This window comes from Mumia sp. Pv4-285 (assembly GCF_041320275.1).
GTDB lineage: Bacteria > Actinomycetota > Actinomycetes > Propionibacteriales > Nocardioidaceae > Mumia > Mumia qirimensis.
Window position 1 is genome coordinate 2,136,828 of sequence record NZ_CP162023.1, and the last position, 22,826, is coordinate 2,159,653.

The window sequence follows — 22,826 nt, forward strand, 5'->3', positions numbered from 1 at the left end:
CTGGTGACAGAGAAGCAGGACGCACAGCCGGCGCTGGTGCAGGAGGTCGCTCCTGCGCCGGCGCCGTCTGCATCGGATCCGCGTTTCGCGGGCGCAGCCGCAGAGCTGCCCATCGCGCGGGTCGTGGCCGACGTGAGCCTGGCGCACCTCGACCGGCCGTTCGACTACCTCGTGCCCGCTGATCTGGACGAGGCCGCTGTTCCGGGCTGCCGGGTGGTCGTGCGGTTCGCCGGCAAGCAGGTGGGGGGTTTCGTCCTCGAACGCGCCGCGTCGACCGAGCACACGGGCAGGCTCGGACGCATCTCGCGGGTGCTGTCGAGCGAGGTCGTGCTGCGGCCCGACGTCGTACGCCTGTGCCGGGAGGTCGCCGACCGGTACGCCGGGGTGTTCGCCGACGTGGTGCGTCTCGCCGTTCCCCCGCGGCATGCGCGGGCCGAGAAGAAGCCCGGGCCTGACGTCGCGCCCGACCCGCTCGGAGCTCCCACCGCCGACGCGTGGGCGTCGTACGAGGGTGGCCACGGCTTCGTCGACGCGCTGGCTGCCGGCGAGTCGCCGCGCGCAGTCTGGAGTGCGCTGCCCCCGGAACCGCCGGAGCGGGCTCTCGCGCAGGCGGTCGACGCGACGCTGCGTTCCGGCCGCGGCGTGGTGGTGTGCGTCCCCGACGTGGCCGACGTCGCGCGCGCCGACGCGGTGTTCCGGGAGGTCCTCGGCCCGGGGCGGCACGTGGTGCTGACCGCCGACCTCGGCCCGTCGGCGCGGTACGCCGCGTTCCTGGCCCTCGCGCGGGGGCAGGTGCGCGCGGTCGTCGGGACCCGGGCGGCCGCGTTCGCGCCGGTCCACGACCTGGGTCTCGTCGCGGTCTGGGACGACGGCGACGACCTGCTCGCCGAGCCCCGCGCCCCGTACCCGCACGCCCGGGAGGTCCTCCTGACCCGAGCCTGGGACTCGGGTTGCGCCGTGCTGGTCGGCGGCTACGCGCGGACGGCCGAGGCGCAGCAGCTGGTCGCCTCCGGCTGGTGCCGTTCGCTCACTGCGCCGATGGCCCAGCGACGGACCAGCTGGCCGCGGATCTCCGTCGACGCGGGCGCCGGGGCCCTGCAGGCGGCCCGCGTCCCCGGCGCTGCGTTCGCCGCCGTGCGTTCGGGCCTGGCGTCGGGGCCCGTCCTCGTCCAGGTGCCTCGTGCCGGGTACCGTGCGGCGCTCGCGTGCCAGGACTGCCGCACACCGGCCCGGTGCGCGCACTGCACCGGTCCGCTCGCGCAGACGGGTGCCGGCGACGTGCCGCGGTGCCGCTGGTGCGGGACCGCAGCCGTCGACTGGTCGTGCGCGGCTTGCGGCGGACGCCGATTGCGGGCTCCGGTGACGGGGGAGCGTCGCACCGCCGAAGAGCTCGGTCGTGCCTTCCCCGGAGTCCGGGTGCGCAGCTCGGTCGGAGACGCGGTCCTGTCGGAGGTCCCGGCGGAGTCCGCGATCGTGGTGGCCACTCCCGGGGCCGAGCCGCACGCCGACGGCGGGTACGCCGCAGCGCTCCTCCTCGACACCGGCGCCGCGCTGGCACGACCCGACCTGCGCACGCACGAGGAGTCGCTGCGCAGGTGGCTGAACGCCGCGGCCCTGGTCCGTCCCTCGAGCGCCGGCGGGCAGGTCGTGGCGGTCGGAGAGCCGTCGCTGCCGGTGCTTCAGGCGCTCGTCCGCGCCGACCCGGTCGGCCACGCCGAGCGCGAGCTCGCCGCGCGCCTCGAGGCCCGGCTTCCTCCGGCCGTACGCCTCGCCGCGGTCGAGGGCGAGCTGCCCGCGCTGCGCGACCTGGTCCACGGTCCGTGGCCGCAGCCGGCCCAGGTCCTCGGACCGGTCGAGCTGCGAGCGCCCGACCCCGAGGAGGAGCACCCCTGGGGCCGGCTCATCGTGGCCGTCCCGCGGGCGGAGGGCGCAGGCCTCGCGCGGCGCCTCCAGGTCGCGCAGGCCGAGCGCTCCGTCCGCAAGCTCAGGCCGTACCGGATCACCATCGACCCGCAGTCCCTCGGTTGAGCGTCCGGCGGCGCCGCACTTGCAGCGGGCTCAGCCGTAGTCGGCCACGACGCGCCGTCGTACGCCGTCGACGGTGACCGTGCCCCCGTACGGGAGGATCCACTGCGGGCGGGTGTGGCCGAACGGGATGCCGACGACGACCACAGCGTCCGGGTTGTACGCAGCGACCGTCGCGACCGCCACGTCGCGCTGGGCGTCGCGGAGGCGGCGACGCTCCTCGGCAGGCGGGCGGTGCTCGAGGTCCGAGGTCGGCGGCCTGCCGACGAGGACGGCGTCCACGGCCGACAGGATCCCGCGCTCTCCGATCGACCGGAGGATCCGGCCGACGACCTGAGCGGTCGGGAGCTCCTCCGACGTCTCGACGAGCAGGACGCCGCCGTCGAGCACCGTGGCCGGCAACGGGAAGCGGTCCGCCGTGAGGATCCACTCGAGGATCTCGAGGCAGCCTCCCCACGTGCGACCGGTGACGACCCGCTCGGGGCCGTGCCAGGTCCACGGCTCGGTGGCCTCGCGTTCGCCGTACGAGGTCAGCGAGGCCGGATCCGTCCACGGCCGTCCGAGGTCCTCGGACTCGCCCGGGTCGGTCAGCTCGAGCGTGCCGCCCGAGAAGAGGGCTGCCCGCAGCGACGCGGCGTGCACCGCGTCGACGCCCGGACCAGGACCGAGGTGGACCTGCGTCGACCCGCCGTAGAAGCCGGCCACGCCGTTCACCCACAGCCAGTTGAGCAGGTTCGTGTTGTCGCTGTAGCCCAGGAACGGCTTCGGGTCGGCCCGGACGAGTGCCGGATCCAGGTGCCGTACGACGGTGATCTGGTCGTCACCGCCGATCGTGGCGACGACGGCGCGGATCTCGGGGTCGGCAAAGGCGGCGTTGACGTCGTGCGCCCGCGCCTCGGGCGAGGAGTCGGCGCGGGTGGTCGGGTACTCGACCGGCTCCAGACCGGTGAGCTCACGCAACCGGCGCACGGCCTGCTCGTGCACGGCGGGGAAGTGCGCCGGCGCCGCCCACGACGGAGAGAGCACGGCGACGCGGTCACCCGGGCGGGCCTTCGGGGGACGGATGAGCGGGTGCATCGGCGCGTCCATACCGCTACTCCACCACCGCAGCGGTCCGGGAGCGACCGGGTTTCGCCGCGGGCCGCCCCCTAGGCTGTGGGCGTGAGACTCGTCTTCGCCGGGACCCCCGCGGTCGCGCTGCCTGCCCTGGATGCCCTCGTCGCCAGCGCCCACGAGGTCGTGGCGGTCGTCACCCGTCCCGACGCGCGCGCCGGCCGCGGTCGTACGCTCCGCCCGTCGCCCGTGGCCGAGCGGGCGCTGGACCTCGGCATCGAGGTGCTCCGGCCACCGCGTCCGAGCGACCCCGACTTCGTGGCGCGTCTGCGCGAGATCGCGCCCGACTGCGCGCCCGTCGTCGCCTACGGCGGGCTGATCCCCGCCGACGTGCTCACGATCCCGAAGCTCGGCTGGGTCAACCTGCACTTCTCGGTGCTTCCGGCGTGGCGCGGTGCCGCCCCGGTCCAGCACGCACTCATCGCGGGCGACGAGGTGACGGGGGCGTCGGTGTTCTCGTTGGTGCCTGAGCTCGACGCGGGGCCGGTGTTCGGGCTCCTGACGGAGCGCATCCGACCCGAGGACACCGCAGGCACGCTGCTCGCACGCCTTGCGGACGTGGGCTCAGGCCTGCTCGTGGACGTCATCGACCATCTCGAGGCGGGCGACATCGAGGCGCGCACGCAGCCCGAGGACGGCCTCTCGTACGCACCGAAGCTGACCACCGAGGACGCGGCGATCGACTGGGCGGTCCCCGCGCTCGGCGTCGACCGGCGGATCCGCGGCTGCACGCCCGCTCCGGGAGCATGGACGACGTACGCGGGGGAGCGGCTGAAGGTCGGCCCTGTCACCGTGCTCGACGAGGCCGACCTGTCGCCCGGTGAGGTCGGCGTCTCGAAGTCGGAGGTGCGGGTCGGGACCGGGACCACCGACGTGCGCCTCGGAGAGGTCCAGCCGCACGGCAAGAAGCCGATGGCCGCCGCCGACTGGGCGCGCGGCGTACGCCCTGACCCGGGAGCCCGCCTTGGCTGAGCGTCGTGACCGCCCCCAGACGCGTCAGCGCGTCGATCCCACCCGCAAGGTGGCGTGGGAGGTGCTGCGCGCGGTCGAGGAGCAGGACGCGTACGTCAACCTCCTGCTTCCCGGTCTGCTGCGCGATCACGGCATCACCGGCCGCGACGCCGCGTTCACCACCGAGCTGACCCATGGCACCATCCGCCGCTCGAGGACGTACGACGCCGTGCTCGACACGCTTGCGCCGAAGGGGATCGACGCACCCGTGCGTGACGTGCTCCGGCTCGGCACCCACCAGCTGCTCGCGATGCGCGTACCCAGCCATGCCGCCGTCTCGACGAGCGTGGACCTCACGCGCGCGGTGATCGGTCATCGGCCCGCCTCCTTCGTGAACGCGGTCCTGCGGCGGGTGGCGGCAGCCGACCTGGAGACCTGGCTGGAGCGGGTCGCACCGCCGTACGGCGAGGACCCGGTCGGCCACCTCGCGGTGGTCCATGCGCACCCGCGCTGGGTGGTCGAGGCGTTCCGCGACGCGCTGGGCGAGGCGGCCGACGAGCTGCCGGCGCTGCTCGCGGCGGACAACGCGGCTCCGCAGGTCACGCTCGTGGTGCGCCCTGGCCTCGCGGAACCGGACGACATCGCCGGTCTCGACGGTGAGCCGGGGGAGTGGTCGCCGTACGCGTTCCGGATCGCCGGCGGAGACCCCGGCAGCATTCCCGGCGTGCGCGACGGCCGGATCGGCGTCCAGGACGAAGGCTCGCAGCTGGTGGCGATCGTCGGCGCGTCTGCGCCGGTCGACGGCGCGGACGACCGCTGGCTCGACCTCTGTGCGGGGCCCGGCGGCAAGGCGGCGCTGCTCGGCGCGATCGCTGCCGGACGCGGAGGCAGCCTGGTCGCGAACGAGATCACGCCGCACCGCGCGGAGCTCGTCCGGTCGGCCGTGCGCCTGCTCGACAACACGGACGTGTCGGTCGACGACGGCAGGACGCTGGAGGCTGCTGCGCCGTTCGACCGGGTCGTCGTCGATGCGCCGTGCACGGGCCTCGGAGCGCTACGCCGGCGTCCCGAGGCACGGTGGCGCCGACAGCCGTCGGACCTCGAGTCGCTGACCGCGCTGCAGCGTGACCTGCTCGACCACGCGATCGACCTGACGCGCGTCGGGGGCCTGGTGACGTACGCGACCTGCTCGCCACACCTGCGCGAGACGCGTGGCATCGTCGAGGCGACCCTGGCCGCGCGCGACGACGTCGAGCTCGTCGACGCTGCCACCGTGCTCCCGGACGTGCCGCACCTCGACCGCAGCGCCCCGTACGTCCAGCTGTGGCCACACCTGCACGGGACGGATGCGATGTTCGTCGCCGTCCTGCGGCGCATCGACTAGCTTCGCGAGCCACTCTCGGTGTGTTCGCTCGCGAACGTCAGAGGACGTGGCCGCCGTTGACGGTGATCTGCTGCCCGGTGACGAAACCGCCGGCGTCGGAGACGAGGTGGGCCACCATGGCGGCGACGTCGTCGGGTGTGCCCATCCTGCCCATCGGCACCTCGGCCGCGTACGCGGTGGTGTCTGCGCCGGAGTGGCGCTCGACCGGGATCCAGCCGGGCTCCACGAGGTTCACCGTGATGCCTGCCGGGCCGAGCTCCTTGGCCCAGACCTTCGTCAGACCGATCTGCGCGGTCTTCGCCGCGACGTACGCCGAGGCGCGCGGCAGCGCACGCGTCGTCATGTCGGACCCGATCATCACGACCCGGCCTCCGCCTGCCTCCCGCATCGACGGGAGCGCCGCCTGGACGAGCAGCGTCGGGCTCTTCACGAAGAACTCGAGCTGGTCCAGGTGGGAGCGCCAGGTGAGCTCCTCCACCCCGGCGGACGGCTGCGGGCCGGTCGCGTTGGCGACGACGGCGGTCACGGGCCCGAGCCGGTCGGCGACCTCGCCGAACAGGCGCGCAACCTCGCCCTCGTCGACGACGTCGGCAGCGAACGCCTCTGCCACACCTCCAGCGGCGCGGATGTCCTCGACGACACCGTCCGCGGCCTCGCGGCCGCGACGGTAGTTGACCGCCACCGACCAGCCGTCGGCCGCCAGCCGTCGCGCGATGAACGCACCCAGGCCACGCGAGGCCCCTGTCACGACGACGACACCCGCGGTAGTCACCTGCGCAGCGTATCGGCGGTCCCGGCTAGCCTGTCGCCCATGGGCCTGCGCATCTCGCCGAGCATCCTCTCCGCCGACTTCGCCAACCTCGAGCGCGACGTCACCCGGATCGCCAACGCGGACTGGGTCCACGTCGACGTCATGGACAACCACTTCGTCCCCAACCTGACGCTGGGCCTCCCGGTGCTCGAGGCGATCAGCAAGGTGACCGCCGTCCCGGTCGACGCGCACCTGATGATCGCCGACCCGGACCGCTGGGCACCCGCGTACGCCGAGGCGGGCGCGCAGAGCGTGACCTTCCACGTCGAGGCCGCGGCGGCCCCCGTACGCCTCGCTCGGGAGCTGCGCGCGCAGGGAGCGCGGGCCTCGATGGGTCTCAAGCCCGCGACACCGATCGAGCCGTACGAAGACCTGCTCCCAGAGCTCGACATGGTGCTGCTGATGACGGTCGAGCCCGGCTTCGGCGGACAGGCGTTCCTCGACATCATGCTTCCGAAGATCCGCCGGACGCGGGCGCTCCTCGACAAGCACGGCGGCGACATCTGGCTCCAGGTCGACGGTGGGGTCTCCGCGAGCACGATCGAGCGCTGCGCCGAGGCGGGCGCGGACACGTTCGTCGCCGGCTCCGCGGTGTTCGGGGCCGACGACCCCGCGACGATGGTCGACCAGCTGCGCGACGCCGCGGCCGAGGCGACGCACCGCCACGCCTGAGTCTCAACGGCCGGACCGGTGCGTGCGTGGTCCCGCCCCCTCGTACACTGGGTCCAAGAGCATTGCGTGCTCCGGGGTCGGTGCAATTCCGAGCCGGCGGTGACAGTCCGCGAGCCACGAGCCTTCGGGTGACTGGTTGACCTGGTGCAACTCCAGGACCGACGGTGAAAGTCCGGATGGGAGGAACGCGCAAACACCTCGTGCTGCCAGGTCGTTGATCGGTTGGTGTTGATCAGTCGACCTGTCGGGGCGGGGCGGTCAGTCTCGTCATCCCCGGAGCCCGCGTCACGACGACGGAAGGGCGCTCCGGTGGCCGATCACCACGAGCAGGCGGCGATGCGCCGCGCACTCGAGGCTGCCCGCGAAGCCGTCGAGAAGGCGCTCCCGAACCCCCGTGTCGGCTGCGTCCTCCTCGACGCCCACGGGCAGGTCGTGGCGGTGGGCGCTCACCGCGGAGCCGGTACGTCCCACGCCGAGGCCGACGCCCTCGCTCGGGCCGGCGATCGCGCGCGCGGCACCACCGCCGTCGTCACGCTGGAGCCCTGCAACCACACGGGACGCACGGGCCCGTGCTCGGAGGCCTTGATCGCCGCCGGCGTCACGCGCGTCGTGTACGGCGCAGAAGACCCGAACCCCGTCGCGGCGGGGGGTGCCGACCGCCTCCGCGGGGCCGGGGTCGAGGTCGAGGGCGGCCTGCTCGCCGCCGAGGCGGAGCGGCTCAACGTCGCCTGGACCCACGCCGTACGCACCGGGCGGCCGTTCGTGACCTGGAAGTTCGCGGCGACCCTCGACGGGCGCAGCGCAGCCGCCGACGGGACGAGCAGATGGATCTCCGGACCCGATGCCCGTCTCGACGTCCAGCGCCTGCGTGCCGCGTGCGACGCCATCCTTGTCGGCACGGGCACGGTGCGCGTCGACGACCCGCGCCTGACGCTGCGCGACGACGAGGACGCACCTCTTCCGTACGCCGTCCAGCCGACCCGGGTCGTGATGGGGGAGAGCGTCGTCCCGGCCGAGGCGCGGGTCCGCGACGACGAGGCACCGTTCCTGCACCTCGAGACCCGCGACGTCGGCACGGCGCTCGCGGCGCTGGCTGCGCAGGAGATCCGTCACGTGTGGCTCGAGGGCGGGCCACGCCTCGCCGGAGCGTTCATCGCGGCCGGCGCCGTGGACGAGGTCGTCGCCTACCTGGCGCCTGCGCTGCTGGGCGCCGGTGCGACAGCTTTGAGCGGCACCGGCATCGACACCATCGCCGACCAGGTCCGTCTCGACGTGACCGACGTCGCCCGGGTCGGACCCGACCTGCGGCTCACCGCCCGCCCGCGTACGGCGGCACTCACAGATGAGGACCGATCCTGATGTTCACCGGAATCGTCGAAGAGCTCGGCAGCGTCGCCGGGATCGAGGAGCAGGACGATGCGATCCGTCTGACGGTCCGCGGTCCGCTGGTCGTGTCCGACGCTGCCCACGGTGACTCGATCGCCGTGAACGGGTGCTGCCTCACGGTGACCGACCACGACACGGAGTCGTTCACCGTCGACGTGATGAAGGAGTCGCTCGACAAGACGTCGCTGGGTGCGCTGGCGGTCGGCGACCCGGTGAACCTGGAGCGGGCCATGCGCGCCGACGGCCGGTTCGGCGGTCACATCGTGCAGGGTCATGTCGACGGCACCGGCGAAGTGCGTGCGAGGACACCGAGCGAGCACTGGGAGGTCGTCGAGATCGCCTTCCCGGCCGATCTCGGCCGCTACCTCGTCCCCAAGGGATCGATCACCGTCGACGGCACCTCGCTGACGGTCGTCGACGTCGGCCCCGACTCGTTCACCGTGTCGTTGATCCCGACGACGCTCGACGCGACCACGCTGGGCACCAAGCAGCCGGGCGCGCCGGTGAACCTGGAGGTGGACGTGCTGGCGAAGTACGTCCAGCGGATGCTCGCGTCGGGTGGAGAGGTGTGATGCGCCGATGAGCCTCCTCACCGACCTCTACGACGCGCACCTGACGATCGGCGGGCACGCGATCGCGTGGCGCGAGATCGTCGGCAACGCGTTCGGTCTCGCCTCCGCGATCGGCGGCATGCGTCGCAGGGTGTGGGCCTGGCCGGTCGGCATCGTCGGCAACGTCTTGCTGTTCACGGTCTTCCTCGGCACCGCGCTCGGCGGTCACGGTGCGCCGTTGTACGGGCAGGCCGCGCGGCAGGTGTTCTTCGTGGCGGTGTCCATCTACGGCTGGCAGCGCTGGCGCAGCACCCGGCGAGCCCCTGACGCGCCGGCCGTCGTGCCCCGCTGGGCGACGCCGCGCGAGCGCGTCGCGTACCTGCTGGCAGCCGCTGTCGGCGTGGTCTTCTGCGCGTGGCTGTTCACGCAGATCGGCGCGGGCTGGCCGGCACCCGACTGGTACTACGTCGCCGACGCCTGGATCTTCGTCGGCTCGATCCTTGCCACGTTCGCCATGGCGCGCGGGTGGGTCGACTTCTGGCTCGTCTGGCTCGCCGTCGACCTGGTCGGCGTCCCCGAGCTCCTGTACTTCCACTACTACCCCTCGGCGGTGCTGTACGCGGTCTACGCAGGCTTCGTCGTCTGGGGCTTCGTGGTGTGGCTGCGCGTGGCGCGCGCCGAAGCGCCGAAGCACGACCGATCAACGGAGGTGGTGGGCACATGAGCGCACAGCAGAGCATCGACCCGTACGAGGAGCGCGAGGGCCTCGACGCAGTGCAGCTCGACACCGTCGAGCGGGCGATCGCCGACATGGCAGCGGGTCGCGCCGTCGTGGTCGTCGACGACCCCGGTCGCGAGAACGAGGGCGACCTGATCTTCGCGGCGAGCAAGGCGACGCCGGCGCTGATGGGGTTGATGGTCCGCTACTCCAGCGGGTACGTCTGCGCCCCGGTGACCGGCGAGATCCTGGACCGTCTCGGCATCGCCTTGATGACGCCGCACAACCGTGACCGCCTCAAGACGGCGTACACGATCTCCGTCGACGCCCGTGACGGCGTCACCACGGGGATCTCGGCGGCCGACCGGGCACACACCGTCCGCGTGCTCGCGGACTCCGCGACGGAACCGTTCGAGCTGATCCAGCCCGGGCACATCCTCCCGCTGCGCGCCAAGCCCGGCGGCGTCCTGGCCCGGCCGGGGCACACGGAAGCGGCGGTGGACCTCGCGCGCCTCGCCGGGCTCACCCCTGCCGGCGTCATCGGCGAGCTGATCAACGACGACGGCAGCCTCATGCGCGCACCGCGGCTGCGCGAGTTCGCCGACGAGCACGGCCTCGCGATGATCTCCATCGAGGATCTGATCACCTACCGGCGCCGCCACGAGTCTCAGATGGAGCGCGCGGTCGAGACGCGGCTGCCGACGGAGTTCGGCACGTTCACCGCGTACGGCTACCGCAACTCCGTCGATGGCAACGAGCAGGTGGGTCTCGTGTACGGCGACCTCGGCGACGGCGCGGACGTGCTGGTGCGGGTCCACTCCGAGTGCCTCACCGGAGACGTCCTCGGCTCGCAGCGGTGCGACTGCGGCCCGCAGCTGCAGGCGTCGATGGCCGCCGTGATCGAGCACGGGTCGGGGGTGATCGTCTATCTCCGCGGCCACGAGGGGCGGGGGATCGGGCTGCTCGCCAAGCTCCAGGCGTACGCGCTGCAGGACACCGGGCAGGACACCGTCGACGCCAACCTCGCCCTCGGACTGCCGATCGACGCGCGCCACTACGCCGACGGCGCGCAGATCCTGCGGGACCTCGGCGTCTCGTCGGTCCGGCTGCTCACCAACAACCCGGACAAGGTGGAGGCGCTCGAGCGATACGGCCTGACCGTCACCGAGCGCGTGCCCCTGGCGATCAGCCCCACCGACGACAACCTGCGGTACCTGCAGACCAAGGCCGAGCGGATGGGACACCACCTGCCCGACCTGGTCGAGATCGAGGAGACGACGGTCGACACGAAGGAGAGCACACGATGAGCGGACACGGTTCCCCCGACCTGGCGAGCACCGACGGGAGCGGGCTGCGCGTGGCGATCGTCGCCTCGTCGTGGCACACCGTCGTCATGGACGGGCTGGTCGCCGGGGCGACGACCGCCCTCGGTGAGATGGGCTGCCCGCCTCCGACGCTCGTACGCGTGCCGGGGTCGTTCGAGCTGCCGCCGGTCGTGCAGGCGTACGCGCGTGCCGGGTACGACGCGGTCGTCGCGCTCGGCGTCGTGATCCGCGGCGGCACGCCGCACTTCGAGTACGTGTGCGCGGCGGCCACGGACGGCCTCGCGCAGGTCGCGCTCGACACCGGCGTGCCGATCGGGTTCGGCCTGCTCACGTGCGACGACGAGAGCCAGGCGCTCGACCGTGCGGGGCTGGAGGACAGCAAGGAGGACAAGGGTCGCGAGGCCGCCCAGGCAGCCGTGGCGACGGCCCGCGTACTCCGATCGGTACGCTAGGCCTCGATGAAGACCTTCGACGCGCTCTTTTCCGAGCTCAGCGACAAGGCGGCCCACCGCCCCGAGGGCTCGCGCACCGTCGCAGAGCTCGACGGCGGCGTCCACACGATCGGCAAGAAGCTGGTCGAGGAGGCTGCCGAGTCCTGGATGGCGGCTGAGCACGAGTCGCCCGAGCGGGCGGCCGAGGAGCTCAGCCAGCTGCTCTACCACGTGCAGGTGATGATGCTGGCCAAGGGACTCACGCTGGACGACGTCTACGCGCATCTGTGACGGGCAAGCCGCCCTGTCCTGCTTGCCCGTGCCTCCGCCGCACAGCACGTCCGCCGGGCACGGTTGCCCGGCGAGCACCAGATCCGAACCGGGAAGACCGCCATGCTGAAAGTCGCCGTACCCAACAAGGGCTCGCTGTCCGAGTCCGCTGCACAGATGCTCGTCGACGCGGGCTACCGCCAGCGTCGCAGCAGCCGTGACCTCGTCACGCTCGACGCCGACAACGACGTCGAGTTCTTCTACCTGAGGCCGCGAGACATCGCGATCTACGTCGGGGACGGCACCCTCGACCTCGGGATCACGGGCCGCGACCTCCTGCTCGACTCCGGTGCCGCCGCCGACGAGATCCTCTCGCTCGGCTTCGGCGCCTCCAGCTTCCACTTCGCCGCGCCGGTCGGGTCGCTCGCGAAGCTCTCCGAGCTCGAGGGCCGCACGATCGCGACGTCGTACCCCGGCGTGGTGCGAGCCTGGCTGGCCGAGCGGGGGATCGACGCGAAGGTCGTCCGTCTGGACGGCGCCGTGGAGTCCTCCGTACGCCTGGGTGTCGCCGACCTGATCGCCGACGTCGTGGAGACCGGCTCGACGCTGCGCCAGGCCGGGCTCGAGATCGTCGGTGAGCCGATCCTCGCGTCGGAGGCGGTCGTGATCCGTCCGAAGGACCGTCCCGCGCCGGACGGCTTCGCAGTTTTCGAGCGACGGCTCCAGAGCGTCCTCGTGGCGCGGACCTACGTGATGATGGACTACGACATCCGGGTCGAGCAGGTCGAGGCGGCGGTCGCCCTCACGCCGGGCATCGAGTCGCCGACGGTCTCGCCGCTGCATCGCGAAGGGTGGGTCGCGGTCCGGTCGATGGTGCCGCGCGACGCCGCCCAGAAGGTCATGGACCAGCTGTGGTCGCTCGGCGCTCGCGGCACGCTCGTCACCGACATCCTGGCGTGCCGGCTGTGAGCTCGAGCTCCGGCGCCGATCCGCGGCCGGACGGTCGCCGCGTCTTCCGGCCGGTCGGCCCGGCGGTGGTGTCCGTCGTGGCCGGCGCCTGCCTGTGGGTCCTGTTCTTCGCGATCGCCCTGACGCTCCCGGAGGAGGTGCGCACGCAGTTCACGGTGCTCCAGACCGGCACCCTGGTGCTGTTCCTGGTGTTCGTCGACGTGGTGCTGTGGGGCATCGTCCGTAGCCGGGTCGTCGCCGACGACGCCGGGATCCACGTGCGCAACGGCTACCGCACCCACCACGTGGCGTGGACGGACGTCCTGGACGTCGCCTACACCGACGGTGCGCCGTGGCCCACGCTGGAGACCCGTGACGACCGTCGGATCATGATGGTCGGCATCCCTGCCTCGGACGGCCCCCGCGTGCGCGACGCCGTCTGGTACCTGCGCGAGCGGATCCTCGAGTCGGGCGCCTGAGCCGCATCGCGCAGCCGGGCGGAGTCCGGTCGCGCTACTGGATGCCGTGCCGGCGCAGGATGTCCTCGATCTCCGCCATGTCGTCGTCGCCCTTCGCCGCAGACCTCTTCGGCGCCTCGGCGCTGCGCTGAGTGCGGCGCTTGCTCGTCACGGCCTGCCCACCCGCCCCGGAGACGTCGGTCGTCGCGCTGCGGGACTTGGACCGGCCCTTGGCCCGGGTGCCGGCGACGATCATCACGACGGCGACCACGGCGACCACCAGCCCGAGCCACACGCTCGGGCGGAACACGAAGCCGGCGGCCCAGTCGGCCACCGCGTCGGCGATCCTGATCACCAGACGCAGTGCGCCGATCAGCCACAGCGCCCACGGGACGAGCGCCCAGCCGAGCCGGCGCACGACTGCCGCCCGGTCACCCGCGCGGTTCGCGCGCCACGCGAAGAACAGCGCCAGCGCGGACAGGAGGGCGGCCCAGGGCAGAAGGACGAGGTCGTTCATGCCTCCAGTCTGCCTCACGGACCTCGAACCAGGGAGCGGTCGAGCCACCGGCTAGCGTGGAGGCGTGGCATCACTGGCAGAGCCCGCGTTCCCGGGTGACGACGGATCAGCCGACCCGACCCTCGCGACGGCGCTCACGGCGTACGACAGCGACGGCGACCTCGGCCCAGTCCTGGCCGCTCTCAGCGCGGCACGCGTGCTCGTCCCCGTGGTCGCCGTGCTCGGCGAGAACGCCGAGCCGGGCAGCGACAAGGAGGCCGACATGGCGACTGTGATGCTCACCGGAGCCGACGGTCGCCAGGCCCTGCTGGCCTTCAGCTCGCTCGACACCCTCGGAGCATGGCGCGCCGACGCGCGGCCGGTGCCGGTCTGGGCCCGCGAGGCCGCCCGTGCGGCGCTCGCCGAGGGGGCGACGGCGATGCTGGTCGACCTCGTCGGCCCGGTCCGCGCCGTGGTCGAGACCGATGACCTCCAGCACCTGGCCGATGGCGACGACCTCGTCGGGGTCGGGTCTTCGTGGGCGTGGTCGAAGCGGCCGTGACGTCGGTCGGCGCAACCTCAGCCGACCCCGCCGGAGACCTCCCACTCGATCTTCTTGTCGTCGCGCACCGTGATCTCGATCGTGCCCGACACGCCTGTCGAGAGCGTCAACCGGCACGTGGCGGTCACGCCCGGCTCGCGCTCGATCGAGGTCGGGCACGTGACGGACTCGACCCGCGTGCCGTCGACCTGACGCTCGTAGCCGACCTTGATGCGCTGCTCGAGGCGGGCGGAGTCGATCGGGTCGCTTCCGCACGCGGCGAGCAGGGGCACCGCGGCACAGCACACGGCCAGGGCACGAACGGGGATCCTCACAGCTGCTCCTCGGTCTGCGACCCGTGGGGGGCGGGACCCGCGGCAGCCTAGCAAAGGCGTACGTCGACGGTGATCCGCACCGTGTTGTCCGCGCGTGCGATGCGCGCGACGAAGCCCGCCCGGCCGATCGTCCGGAGGATCGCGTCGTTGCCGGGCTGGCTGACCACGACGATCTCGTCCGCTCCGCCCTCGCGTGCGAGCCGCGCAGCGCCCCGGACGAGCGCGGTGCCGATCCCGCGCCGCTGCCAGGCGTCCTCGACGATCACGCCCACCTCCCAGGTGCGGGGCGTCTCCTCGTCGAGCGGTGCGGCGACCGCGTGCGCGACCAGCTCGGCACCGACCTCGGCGACGAGGGCCGCGCCGTCGACCGGGGTGGCCAGCCGCCGGGCCATCCGGCGGTGGATCACTCCGGTCATCGGCGCCTGGTAGCGCCGGTAGAGCGTCTCCTCGCTGCACCGAGAGTGGAGCTCCACCAGTGCGGGCGTGTCCTCCGGCACCGCGACGCGGACGTGCGGATCCTCGTACGCGGGCAGTGCCGCGTCCGAGCCGGATCCGGTCCGCGCAGGCCGGTTCGGCGTCCCGACGGCCGTGACCGGCGTCCGCCTGCGGGTCGCCGCCGCCGCGACGACGCCGACGAGGTCGCCGAGCGCCTCGGCCCGGGCACGCTCGGCCGGCGTGAACGGCACGGCTCGTGCGATGGCGCGGTCGCCCGCCAGCGCGATCACGTCGTGCCCGGCGTAGTCGGCGACGTCGGGCGGATCGGTCTCGAGCAGGCGCGTGAGCTCGTCGGCCAGCCGGGTCCGACCGGTCGCGACGCGGGTGGCCGCCTGGAGGTAGCTGGTCGGAGCATCGTGCAGCGAGCGCGCCGTGCACCGCGTCACGCTCACCTGCTCACCGCCGGCGGCCACGACGAGATTGTGGACCCGCACCTCCGACCAGGTCGGGCCGACGCTCACGACGAGCTCGTCGGTGACCCCGTCGTGGGTGGGGAACAGCTGGAGGCTGAGGATGTTGATGCCGGCGTCGCCGCACGACCGCGCCAGGGACGCGAGGACGCCGGGCCTGTCCTTGATGGTCGTACGCACGCGATAGAGCATGGACTCATGCTCACGCGCGTCCGTTAACGCGCGGGATCGCCTGGGTTGCCGCCGGATTTCGGTCCTGCCGGGGCGTCTGCTACCGTTGGCCGTCGAAGTGGAGTCCACTCCCACCTGGGCGATCATCGGTCGTCGGGTTCCTGCTTTGAAGACGCGCCCCGCCCGGGGAGGTCGACGAAGCAGCGTGCACCTCGTGCGCGGTTCCAGTGGCCTTCGCTTCGAAGCGAAGGCCATTTTTCGTCTCTGGTGGTCGTCGCACGACGACTGACCGGTACGAACCCAGGAGGACCCATCACCACAGAGCTGCGCGTCAACGACCGCATTCGCGCCAACGAGGTACGCCTCGTCGGTCCCAACGGCGAGCAGGTCGGCATCGTCCGACTCGACGATGCGCTTCGCCTGGCCCAGGAGTCCGACCTCGACCTCGTCGAGGTCGCCCCGACGGCCCGTCCGCCGGTGTGCCGCCTGATGGACTACGGCAAGTTCAAGTACGAGGCCGCCCAGAAGGCACGCGAGTCCCGGCGCAACCAGACCCACACCATCATCAAAGAGATGAAGCTCCGCCCCAAGATCGACCAGCACGACTACGACACCAAGAAGGGTCACGTCGAGCGGTTCCTCAAGCAGGGCGACAAGGTCAAGATCACGATCATGTTCCGCGGTCGTGAGCAGAGCCGCCCCGAGCTCGGTTTCCGGCTCCTCCAGCGCCTCGCCGCTGACATCGAGGAGCTCGGCTTCATCGAGGCCTCGCCGCGCCAGGACGGCCGCAACATGACGATGGTGGTCGCACCCCACAAGAAGAAGTCCGAAGCCCGTGTGGAGGCCAAGGAGGCGAAGGATCGCCAAATGGCCGAGCGGGCTGCCGAGCGTGACGCCGACGCTGCGTACGACAAGGCGCAGCGCGAGGCGAGCGAGCAGCCGGTTTCTGCCAAGAAGCCCCGCAAGCGCTCGGAGAACATCGACCCAGACATGGAGGCATGAGATGCCGAAGATGAAGCGCAACTCGGGCATGAAGAAGCGCGTCAAGGTGACCGGCACCGGCAAGCTCGTGCACAAGCACGGCCGTCGCCGTACCCACATGATGCAGAAGTCGAACACGGCGCGCACCCGCCTCGAGAACGGCGACCAGCCGATCGCGAAGGCTGACGTCCCCCGCGTCAAGCGGATGCTCGGTCTCTGAGCCGTCCAGCTCTGAGCCGTCAAGCACTGGGCCGTCGAGCAGTCGGCCGTACCCGAGACATACCGAACGAGGAGTAACCCATGGCACGCGTCAAGCGTTCCGTCAACGCAGCGAAGAAGCGTCGCGAGACGCTCGAGCGCGCATCCGGCTACCGCGGACAGCGCTCACGCCTCTACCGCAAGGCCAAGGAGCAGGTCACCCACTCGCTGGTCTACAGCTACCGTGACCGCCGCGCCAAGAAGGGCGACTTCCGTCGCCTCTGGATCACCCGCATCAACGCCGGTGTCCGCGCGCACGGGATGACCTACAACCGCTTCATCCAGGGCCTGCGCCTGGCCGGTGTCGAGGTCGACCGCAAGATCCTCGCCGATCTCGCCGTCAACGACCCGAACACCTTCGCTGCGCTGGTGGAGACCGCGAAGGCGAGCCTCCCGGCCGACGTCAACAAGCCGAAGGCCGCGGACGCCGCCTGACCCGGCTGCTTCCGCACACGACGCACGTGGCGAGTCCTGAGCACGTCCTCACCCCCCGTACCGGGCGGGTGAAGGCTGCTCGGCGGCTCGCCACGCGGCGTTTCCGGGAGAAGGACCGCGCTTTCCTGGCGGAGGGCCCGCAGGCCGTCCGTGAGGCGCTCGACCTCGCGTCGCGTCGGCCCGGTCTGGTGCACGACGTGTACGCCACCGCCGCCGTCACCCAGCGCTACCCCGATCTCGCCGCGGTCGCGGGCGACCGGTGGCACGTCGTCGACGACGAGGTCGTGGCCGCGGTCAGCGAGACCGTGACGCCGCAGGGCGTCGTCGCCGTCTGCGACTACCTCGACCGGCCTCTGGCCGACGTCCTCGACAGAGCCCCTCGCCTCCTCGCCGTCTGCGCCGAGGTGCGCGACCCCGGCAACGCCGGCGCCGTCATCCGCTGCGCCGACGCCGCCGGCGCAGATGCCGTGCTGCTGCTGGGCGACTCGGTCGACCCCTACAACCCGAAGGCCGTCCGTGCGAGCGTCGGGAGCATTTTCCACCTCGACGTCGTCGTGGAGCGCGACACGGCAGCGGCCATCGAGGCCGTGCGCGCCGCCGGCCTCCGCGTGCTGGCGGCCGACGGCGTCGCCGACGTCGACCTGTTCGCCGCCGAGCGTGGCGGGCTCCTCGACGGGCCGACCGCGTGGCTGTTCGGCAACGAGGCGTGGGGTCTCCCCGAGACGACCCGTGCCCTGGCCGACACCGTGGTCTCCGTGCCGATCTTCGGACGGGCAGAGAGCCTGAACCTCGCAACCGCCGCGGCCGTGTGCCTGTACGCTTCCGCGCGTACAGCACACCCGGCGAGGGACTGACGGAGGCCGCCGTGATCGACGTCGACCTGCTGCCCGACGGCGTGGTGCTCGCCGATGCCGACGGCGTCGTGGTCCGGGTCAACGCCGCGGCCGCGCGGATGCTGGACCGTGCCGCCGACGAGCTCGTGGGGATGCACATCTCCGACGCCCTCCCGCTCGACGACCTCGCCGGCAACACGTGGTTCGCCTGCATGCGCCCCTACTCCGGCCTGTCGACACGGACCCGGCTGTCGGAGTCGAGCTGGCACACGCACGAGGGCGTCGAGCTGCTGGTCACGGCGAACCTGGTGCGCGACGAGCGCCGAGGCCCCGTACGCCAGCTCGTCGTGTCGATGCGCACCGCGAAGTCCCGCGCCCGGCGCGACCGGGCCCGCTCGGACCTCGTCGCGACGGTCGCGCACGAGCTCCGGTCGCCGCTCACCGGGGTCAAGGGCTTCACGGCCACGCTGCTCAACAACTGGGACCGCTTCTCCGACCAGCAGCGTCAGCTGATGCTGGAGACGGTCGACTCCGACGCCGACCGGCTGTCGCGGCTGATCACCGACCTGCTCGACGCGGCGCGGATCGACTCGGGCCGGCTCGTGCTGCGACCCGAGCCGGTCGACCTCGTCGAGGCGACGCGACGCATCCTCGCCAACGTCGCCGCCGGCAGCGGCCTCAAGCTCGAGGTGACCGCGGAGCCAGACCTTCCCCGCGTGTGGGTGGACCCCGACCGCTACTCCCAGGTCCTCACCAACCTCCTCGAGAACGCGCAGCGCCACGGACTCGGGGTGCGGGAGGTCGTCGTGCGACGCCCCTCGCGCTTCCCCGACGGGGTGGCGCTGGAGGTGTTCGACTTCGGCCCCGGCATCCCCGAGGAGATCCGCACGCGGGTCTTCACGCGGTTCTGGAGGTCCGGCGACCGTGGAGGGACCGGCCTCGGCCTCTACATCGTCAAGGGCGTGGTCGACGCGCACGGCGGCGAGATCGAGGTCTGCGACGGCGATCGCGGGGGAGCCTGCGTCGGCGTGTGGTTCCCCGAGAACGTCCCCGAGGTCCTCCGCGAGAGCCCACGCCCGTAACTCGTTCGACGACCTCCCTAGACTGGATCAGACGGGACGACGCCCGGGTCCGCCGACATCCGCGGCGACGAGCACACGACGTCGATGCCCGGTGCCGAAGACTGTGCATGATGAAGAAGGGTGACCATGTCCGGACCCAACAGCGACTACGACCCTGTCGAGGTGTCGCCGCTGCACGCGGAAGAGGTCGCGTCCATGCGCGACGCCGCGCTCGCCGCAGTCGCGGCCGCCGACTCGCTCGCGGCGCTGAAGCAGGTACGCATCGACCACGCCGGCGACCGGTCGCCGCTGGGGCTCGCCAACCGCGAGATCGGCGCACTTCCTCCGCAGGCCCGCAAGGACGCAGGGATGCGGGTCGGACAGGCACGCCGCGCCGTCTCCGAGGCGATCGCCGATCGCACCGCCGTGCTCGAGGTCGAGGCCGAGGCGCGGATGCTCGCCGACGAGACCGTCGACGTGACGCTGCCGACCGACCGCACCCCGGTCGGGGCCCGCCACCCCCTCACGACCATCCAGGAGCGCGTCGCCGACATCTTCGTCGCGATGGGCTGGGAGGTCGCCGAGGGGCCTGAGGTCGAGGCCGAGTGGCTCAACTTCGACGCGCTGAACCTGGGTCCGGACCACCCGGCGCGCACCATGCAGGACACCTTCTGGGTCAGCCCCGAGAAGGCCGCGATGGTCCTGCGCACGCACACGTCGCCGGTGCAGTCGCGCACGATGCTCACCCGCAAGCCGCCGATCTACGTGATCGCGCCCGGCCGGGTCTTCCGGACCGACGAGCTCGACGCCACCCACTCGCCGGTCTTCCACCAGGTCGAGGGCCTGGCGATCGACGAGGGCCTCTCGATGGCCCACCTCAAGGGCACCCTGGACCACTTCGCGCAGGCGATCTACGGCGAGGGCATGACCACGCGGTTCCGCCCGTCCTACTTCCCGTTCACCGAGCCCAGCGCCGAGATGGACCTGCTCTGCTACGTGTGCCACAACGATCCCGCGTCGGTCGCCGACTGCCGGACGTGCCGTGGCGAGGGCTGGGTCGAGTGGGGCGGCTGCGGTGTCGTCAACCCGCGCGTCCTGGTCGCGAACGGTGTCGACCCCGAGCGCTACTCGGGCTTCGCCTTCGGCATCGGCCTCGACCGGACGATCACCGGCCGGTACGACATCGCCGACCTGCGCGACCTCTTCGACGGAGACATCCGTTTCACCGAGCCGTTCGGAGTTGAGATCTGATGCGCGTCCCCGTCTCGTGGCTGCGCGACTACGTCGACCTGCCTTCCGACCTCACGACGGGCGCACTCGCCGACCGTCTGACCATGCTCGACCTCAAGCTCGAGGAGATCGACGCCGTCGGGTCCGAACTCCGTGGCCCGATCGTCGTCGGCCGCGTGCTGTCGGTCGAGCCCGAGCCGCAGAAGAACGGCAAGACGATCAACTGGTGCTCGGTCGACGTCGGGCCCGAGCACAACGCCGAGGGCAACGAGCCGCGCGGCATCGTCTGCGGCGCCCACAACTTCGGGCCCGGCGACCTGGTCGTCGTCGCGCTGCCGGGCTCGGTGCTCCCCGGTCCCGTCGCGATCAGCTCCCGCAAGACGTACGGCCACGTCTCCGACGGCATGATCTGCTCGGGGGCCGAGCTCGGCACGAGCGGCGACCCCGACGGCATCATCGTCCTTCCGGAGGGGTCCGCCGAGGTGGGTGACGACGCGGTCGCGCTGCTCGGCCTGCGCGACGACGTCCTCGATCTCGAGGTCAACCCTGACCGGGCGTACGCCCTCTCGATGCGAGGTGTCGCCCGTGACGCCGCCATCGGTTACGACGTCGCCTTCCGCGACCCCGCGGCGATCCCGCTGACCGGCGACGACGGGACCGAGGCGTACGAGGTCGTCGTCGAGGACTCGATCGGGTGTCCCGTCTTCGCGGCGCGCACGGTCACCGGGTTCGACCCGTCTGCCCCGACGCCGCGGTGGATGTCGCGCCGCCTCGAGCTGATGGGCGTGCGCTCGATCTCGCTCGGCGTCGACGTGACCAACTACGTGATGCTTGAGCTCGGTCAGCCGATCCACGGCTACGACCGCGCGGCCCTGCGGGGCCCGATCGTCGTACGACGTGCGCGGGCGGGGGAGAAGGTCGTCACGCTCGACGACGTCGTGCGTGACGTGACCCCGGACGACCTCGTGATCGCTGACGACTCCGGCCCGATCGGCCTCGCCGGCGTGATGGGCGGGGCGTCGACCGAGCTGGCGGCGACGACTACCGACATCGTCATCGAGGCGGCCTACTGGGACCCGACGACGATCGCCCACACCTCACGTCTGCAGAAGCTGTCGACGGAGGCGTCCCGTCGCTTCGAGCGCGGTGTCGACCCCGAGCTGCCGCCGTACGCGGCACAGCGCGTCGCCGACCTCCTCGTCGAGCTCGGCGGGGGCACCATCGAGCCGGGCGTCACGCTCGTCGGGCGTCCGCCCGCACGGCCGCAGGTCTCGCTCGCCGACGACCTGCCCGCCCGGATCTCAGGTGTGGCAGTCACGCCCGAGACGGCCGTGGCCGCACTGGTCGCCAACGGGTGCGCCGTCGAGCACGACGGCGGCACGCTCGCCGTCGTCCCGCCGTCCTGGCGCCCTGACCTTACCGACCCGTACGACATGGTCGAAGAGGTGCTGCGTCACGTCGGGTACGACCAGGTGCCGTCCGTGCTGCCGCACGCGCCGGCCGGTCGTGGGCTGACCAAGCCCCAGCGTCTGCGTCGTCGCATCGGGCTGGTGATGGCCGGTGCCGGCTACGTGGAGGTCAAGACGTTCCCGTTCGCGGGACCGGCCGACTTCGACCGTCTGCACCTCCCGGCGGACGACGTGCGGCGTGACCAGGTGCTCCTCGAGAACCCGCTCTCCGCGGAGGAGCCGGGTCTCACGACGACCTTGATGACGGGCGCCCTGAAGGCGCTGTCGCTCAACGTGGGTCGTGGGCACGACGACGTCGCGATCTTCGAGACCGGTCGCGTGTTCCTGCCCAAGGACGAGTCGGCCGAGGCGCCGATCTACGGGGTCGACCGGGCTCCGAGCGACGACGAGTACGCGGCCTTCGACGAGGCCCTGCCTGAGCAGCCGCTGCACCTGGTGCTGGCTGCCACGGGTCACCGTGAGCCGGCCGGCTGGTGGGGCAAGGGTCGGCGCGTCCAGTGGGGCGACGCCGTCGAGGCGGTCCGTCGGGTCGCTGACTCCGTGCACGTCCCGGTCGAGGTGCGGGCCGGTTCCATCCCCGCACCGTGGCACCCGGGCCGTACGGCAGAGCTGGTCGTCGCAGGACGCACCATCGGGTTCGCCGGCGAGCTCCACCCGCGCGTGTGCCGGGACTACGGCGTGCCGGCGCGCACCGTCGCCGCAGAGATCGACCTGGACGCCATCCTCTCGGCGGCCCCGGACCTGGGCAGGCGTCCGTCGTTCTCGGCGTACCCGGTCGCGAAGGAGGACGTGTCGCTCGTCGTCGCCGACGACGTGGCGAGCCAGGACGTCCTCAACGCGCTGGTCGAGGGCGGTGGCGAGCTGCTCGAGTCGGTCCGTCTCTTCGACGTCTACACCGGCGAGCAGGTGCCTGCGGGCCACAAGTCGCTCGCGTTCGCACTGCGGATGCGTGCTGACGACCGGACGCTGACCGAGGCGGAGGCCACCGCCGTACGCGAGGCCGCGGTCGCTCGTGCCGCCGAGGCCACGGGAGCCGTGCAGCGCGCCTGACTTCGGAGGGGACTCGTG

25 protein-coding genes and 1 riboswitch are annotated in these 22,826 nt (G+C 72.2%); of the genes, 20 read left to right on the forward strand and 5 right to left on the reverse strand.

Annotation, left to right across the window (positions count from 1 at the left end; genetic code table 11):
* Nucleotides 1-3 precede the first annotated feature (3 nt).
* The gene (locus tag AB3M34_RS10295; protein WP_370619598.1) at nt 4-2,028 is read left to right on the forward strand and encodes a primosomal protein N'; all 2,025 of its coding nucleotides are present in this window, start codon (nt 4-6) and stop codon (nt 2,026-2,028) included.
* Between the two features lie 30 nt (nt 2,029-2,058).
* Here AB3M34_RS10295 and AB3M34_RS10300 read toward each other — a convergent pair whose 3' ends face one another.
* Complete coding sequence (locus AB3M34_RS10300; protein WP_370619600.1) at nt 2,059-3,114, reverse strand: S66 family peptidase; 1,056 nt, start codon at nt 3,112-3,114, stop codon at nt 2,059-2,061.
* A gap of 72 nt (nt 3,115-3,186) precedes the next feature.
* Between AB3M34_RS10300 and fmt the strand changes: the two genes are divergently transcribed.
* Both fmt and AB3M34_RS10310 read left to right on the forward strand, forming a co-directional pair.
* Nucleotides 3,187-4,110 (forward strand): methionyl-tRNA formyltransferase, encoded by a 924-nt coding sequence (gene fmt, locus AB3M34_RS10305; protein WP_370619602.1) that lies wholly within the window; start codon nt 3,187-3,189, stop codon nt 4,108-4,110.
* The gene (locus tag AB3M34_RS10310) at nt 4,103-5,473 is read left to right on the forward strand and encodes an RsmB/NOP family class I SAM-dependent RNA methyltransferase (protein ID WP_370619604.1); all 1,371 of its coding nucleotides are present in this window, start codon (nt 4,103-4,105) and stop codon (nt 5,471-5,473) included. Before fmt ends, AB3M34_RS10310 begins: the two co-directional genes overlap by 8 nt.
* A 37-nt stretch (nt 5,474-5,510) precedes the next feature.
* Here AB3M34_RS10310 and AB3M34_RS10315 read toward each other — a convergent pair whose 3' ends face one another.
* Entirely contained in the window at nt 5,511-6,245 is a 735-nt protein-coding gene (locus AB3M34_RS10315; protein ID WP_370619606.1) for an SDR family oxidoreductase, read from the reverse strand.
* 39 nt (nt 6,246-6,284) lie between these two features.
* Between AB3M34_RS10315 and rpe the strand changes: the two genes are divergently transcribed.
* The 9 genes from rpe (at nt 6,285) to AB3M34_RS10360 (ending at nt 13,064) form a co-directional block, all read left to right on the forward strand.
* Entirely contained in the window at nt 6,285-6,956 is a 672-nt protein-coding gene (rpe, locus tag AB3M34_RS10320) for a ribulose-phosphate 3-epimerase (RefSeq protein WP_370619608.1), read from the forward strand.
* Nucleotides 6,957-7,019: 63 nt separating this feature from the next.
* Nucleotides 7,020-7,148: riboswitch (FMN riboswitch) on the forward strand.
* A 117-nt stretch (nt 7,149-7,265) separates the two neighbouring features.
* Nucleotides 7,266-8,315 carry a bifunctional diaminohydroxyphosphoribosylaminopyrimidine deaminase/5-amino-6-(5-phosphoribosylamino)uracil reductase RibD gene (gene ribD, locus AB3M34_RS10325; RefSeq protein WP_370619610.1) on the forward strand — a complete coding sequence of 350 codons (1,050 nt, stop codon included), beginning with the start codon at nt 7,266-7,268 and terminating at the stop codon, nt 8,313-8,315.
* Nucleotides 8,315-8,914, forward strand: coding sequence for a riboflavin synthase (locus AB3M34_RS10330; RefSeq protein ID WP_370619612.1), 600 nt, complete (start codon nt 8,315-8,317; stop codon nt 8,912-8,914). The genes ribD and AB3M34_RS10330 overlap by 1 nt, the downstream gene beginning before the upstream one ends.
* A gap of 7 nt (nt 8,915-8,921) precedes the next feature.
* Nucleotides 8,922-9,617 (forward strand): nicotinamide riboside transporter PnuC, encoded by a 696-nt coding sequence (gene pnuC, locus AB3M34_RS10335; protein WP_370619614.1) that lies wholly within the window; start codon nt 8,922-8,924, stop codon nt 9,615-9,617.
* Nucleotides 9,614-10,918, forward strand: coding sequence for a bifunctional 3,4-dihydroxy-2-butanone-4-phosphate synthase/GTP cyclohydrolase II (locus AB3M34_RS10340; protein WP_370619616.1), 1,305 nt, complete (start codon nt 9,614-9,616; stop codon nt 10,916-10,918). The genes pnuC and AB3M34_RS10340 overlap by 4 nt, the downstream gene beginning before the upstream one ends.
* Nucleotides 10,915-11,388 (forward strand): 6,7-dimethyl-8-ribityllumazine synthase, encoded by a 474-nt coding sequence (gene ribH / locus AB3M34_RS10345; RefSeq protein ID WP_370619618.1) that lies wholly within the window; start codon nt 10,915-10,917, stop codon nt 11,386-11,388. Before AB3M34_RS10340 ends, ribH begins: the two co-directional genes overlap by 4 nt.
* Nucleotides 11,389-11,394: 6 nt before the next feature.
* Nucleotides 11,395-11,658: a phosphoribosyl-ATP diphosphatase gene (locus tag AB3M34_RS10350; protein ID WP_370619620.1), complete on the forward strand. Its 264-nt coding sequence runs from the start codon at nt 11,395-11,397 to the stop codon at nt 11,656-11,658.
* Nucleotides 11,659-11,760: 102 nt separating this feature from the next.
* Nucleotides 11,761-12,606, forward strand: a complete 846-nt coding sequence (gene hisG, locus AB3M34_RS10355) for an ATP phosphoribosyltransferase (RefSeq protein ID WP_370619622.1) — start codon at nt 11,761-11,763, stop codon at nt 12,604-12,606.
* Complete coding sequence (locus AB3M34_RS10360; protein ID WP_370619624.1) at nt 12,603-13,064, forward strand: PH domain-containing protein; 462 nt, start codon at nt 12,603-12,605, stop codon at nt 13,062-13,064. The genes hisG and AB3M34_RS10360 overlap by 4 nt, the downstream gene beginning before the upstream one ends.
* Before the next feature lie 34 nt (nt 13,065-13,098).
* Here the strand turns inward: AB3M34_RS10360 and AB3M34_RS10365 are convergent, their stop codons facing one another.
* Entirely contained in the window at nt 13,099-13,560 is a 462-nt protein-coding gene (locus AB3M34_RS10365; RefSeq protein WP_370619626.1) for a hypothetical protein, read from the reverse strand.
* Between the two features lie 64 nt (nt 13,561-13,624).
* Between AB3M34_RS10365 and AB3M34_RS10370 the strand changes: the two genes are divergently transcribed.
* Nucleotides 13,625-14,101, forward strand: a complete 477-nt coding sequence (locus AB3M34_RS10370; RefSeq protein WP_370619628.1) for an SseB family protein — start codon at nt 13,625-13,627, stop codon at nt 14,099-14,101.
* Between the two features lie 17 nt (nt 14,102-14,118).
* Here AB3M34_RS10370 and AB3M34_RS10375 read toward each other — a convergent pair whose 3' ends face one another.
* Both AB3M34_RS10375 and AB3M34_RS10380 read right to left on the reverse strand, forming a co-directional pair.
* Nucleotides 14,119-14,415, reverse strand: a complete 297-nt coding sequence (locus AB3M34_RS10375) for a DUF4333 domain-containing protein (protein WP_370619630.1) — start codon at nt 14,413-14,415, stop codon at nt 14,119-14,121.
* 47 nt (nt 14,416-14,462) lie between these two features.
* On the reverse strand, nt 14,463-15,512 hold the full coding sequence (locus AB3M34_RS10380; RefSeq protein ID WP_370619632.1) for a GNAT family N-acetyltransferase: 1,050 nt from the start codon (nt 15,510-15,512) through the stop codon (nt 14,463-14,465).
* A 246-nt stretch (nt 15,513-15,758) separates the two neighbouring features.
* Between AB3M34_RS10380 and infC the strand changes: the two genes are divergently transcribed.
* The 7 genes from infC to pheT all read left to right on the forward strand — a co-directional run bounded on the left by infC (nt 15,759) and on the right by pheT (nt 22,808).
* Nucleotides 15,759-16,493 carry a translation initiation factor IF-3 gene (infC, locus tag AB3M34_RS10385; protein ID WP_370619634.1) on the forward strand — a complete coding sequence of 245 codons (735 nt, stop codon included), beginning with the start codon at nt 15,759-15,761 and terminating at the stop codon, nt 16,491-16,493.
* Between the two features lies 1 nt (nt 16,494).
* Nucleotides 16,495-16,692: a large ribosomal subunit protein bL35 gene (locus tag AB3M34_RS10390; RefSeq protein ID WP_149768748.1), complete on the forward strand. Its 198-nt coding sequence runs from the start codon at nt 16,495-16,497 to the stop codon at nt 16,690-16,692.
* Between the two features lie 80 nt (nt 16,693-16,772).
* Nucleotides 16,773-17,165 (forward strand): 50S ribosomal protein L20, encoded by a 393-nt coding sequence (gene rplT, locus AB3M34_RS10395; protein WP_370619637.1) that lies wholly within the window; start codon nt 16,773-16,775, stop codon nt 17,163-17,165.
* 26 nt (nt 17,166-17,191) lie between these two features.
* On the forward strand, nt 17,192-18,019 hold the full coding sequence (locus AB3M34_RS10400) for a TrmH family RNA methyltransferase (RefSeq protein ID WP_370619639.1): 828 nt from the start codon (nt 17,192-17,194) through the stop codon (nt 18,017-18,019).
* Between the two features lie 11 nt (nt 18,020-18,030).
* On the forward strand, nt 18,031-19,080 hold the full coding sequence (locus AB3M34_RS10405; protein ID WP_370619641.1) for a sensor histidine kinase: 1,050 nt from the start codon (nt 18,031-18,033) through the stop codon (nt 19,078-19,080).
* A gap of 126 nt (nt 19,081-19,206) precedes the next feature.
* A complete protein-coding gene (pheS, locus tag AB3M34_RS10410) occupies nt 19,207-20,310 on the forward strand; it encodes a phenylalanine--tRNA ligase subunit alpha (protein ID WP_370619642.1) in 1,104 nt (367 codons plus the stop codon).
* Nucleotides 20,310-22,808: a phenylalanine--tRNA ligase subunit beta gene (pheT, locus tag AB3M34_RS10415; protein ID WP_370619644.1), complete on the forward strand. Its 2,499-nt coding sequence runs from the start codon at nt 20,310-20,312 to the stop codon at nt 22,806-22,808. The genes pheS and pheT overlap by 1 nt, the downstream gene beginning before the upstream one ends.
* Nucleotides 22,809-22,826: the final 18 nt, after the last annotated feature.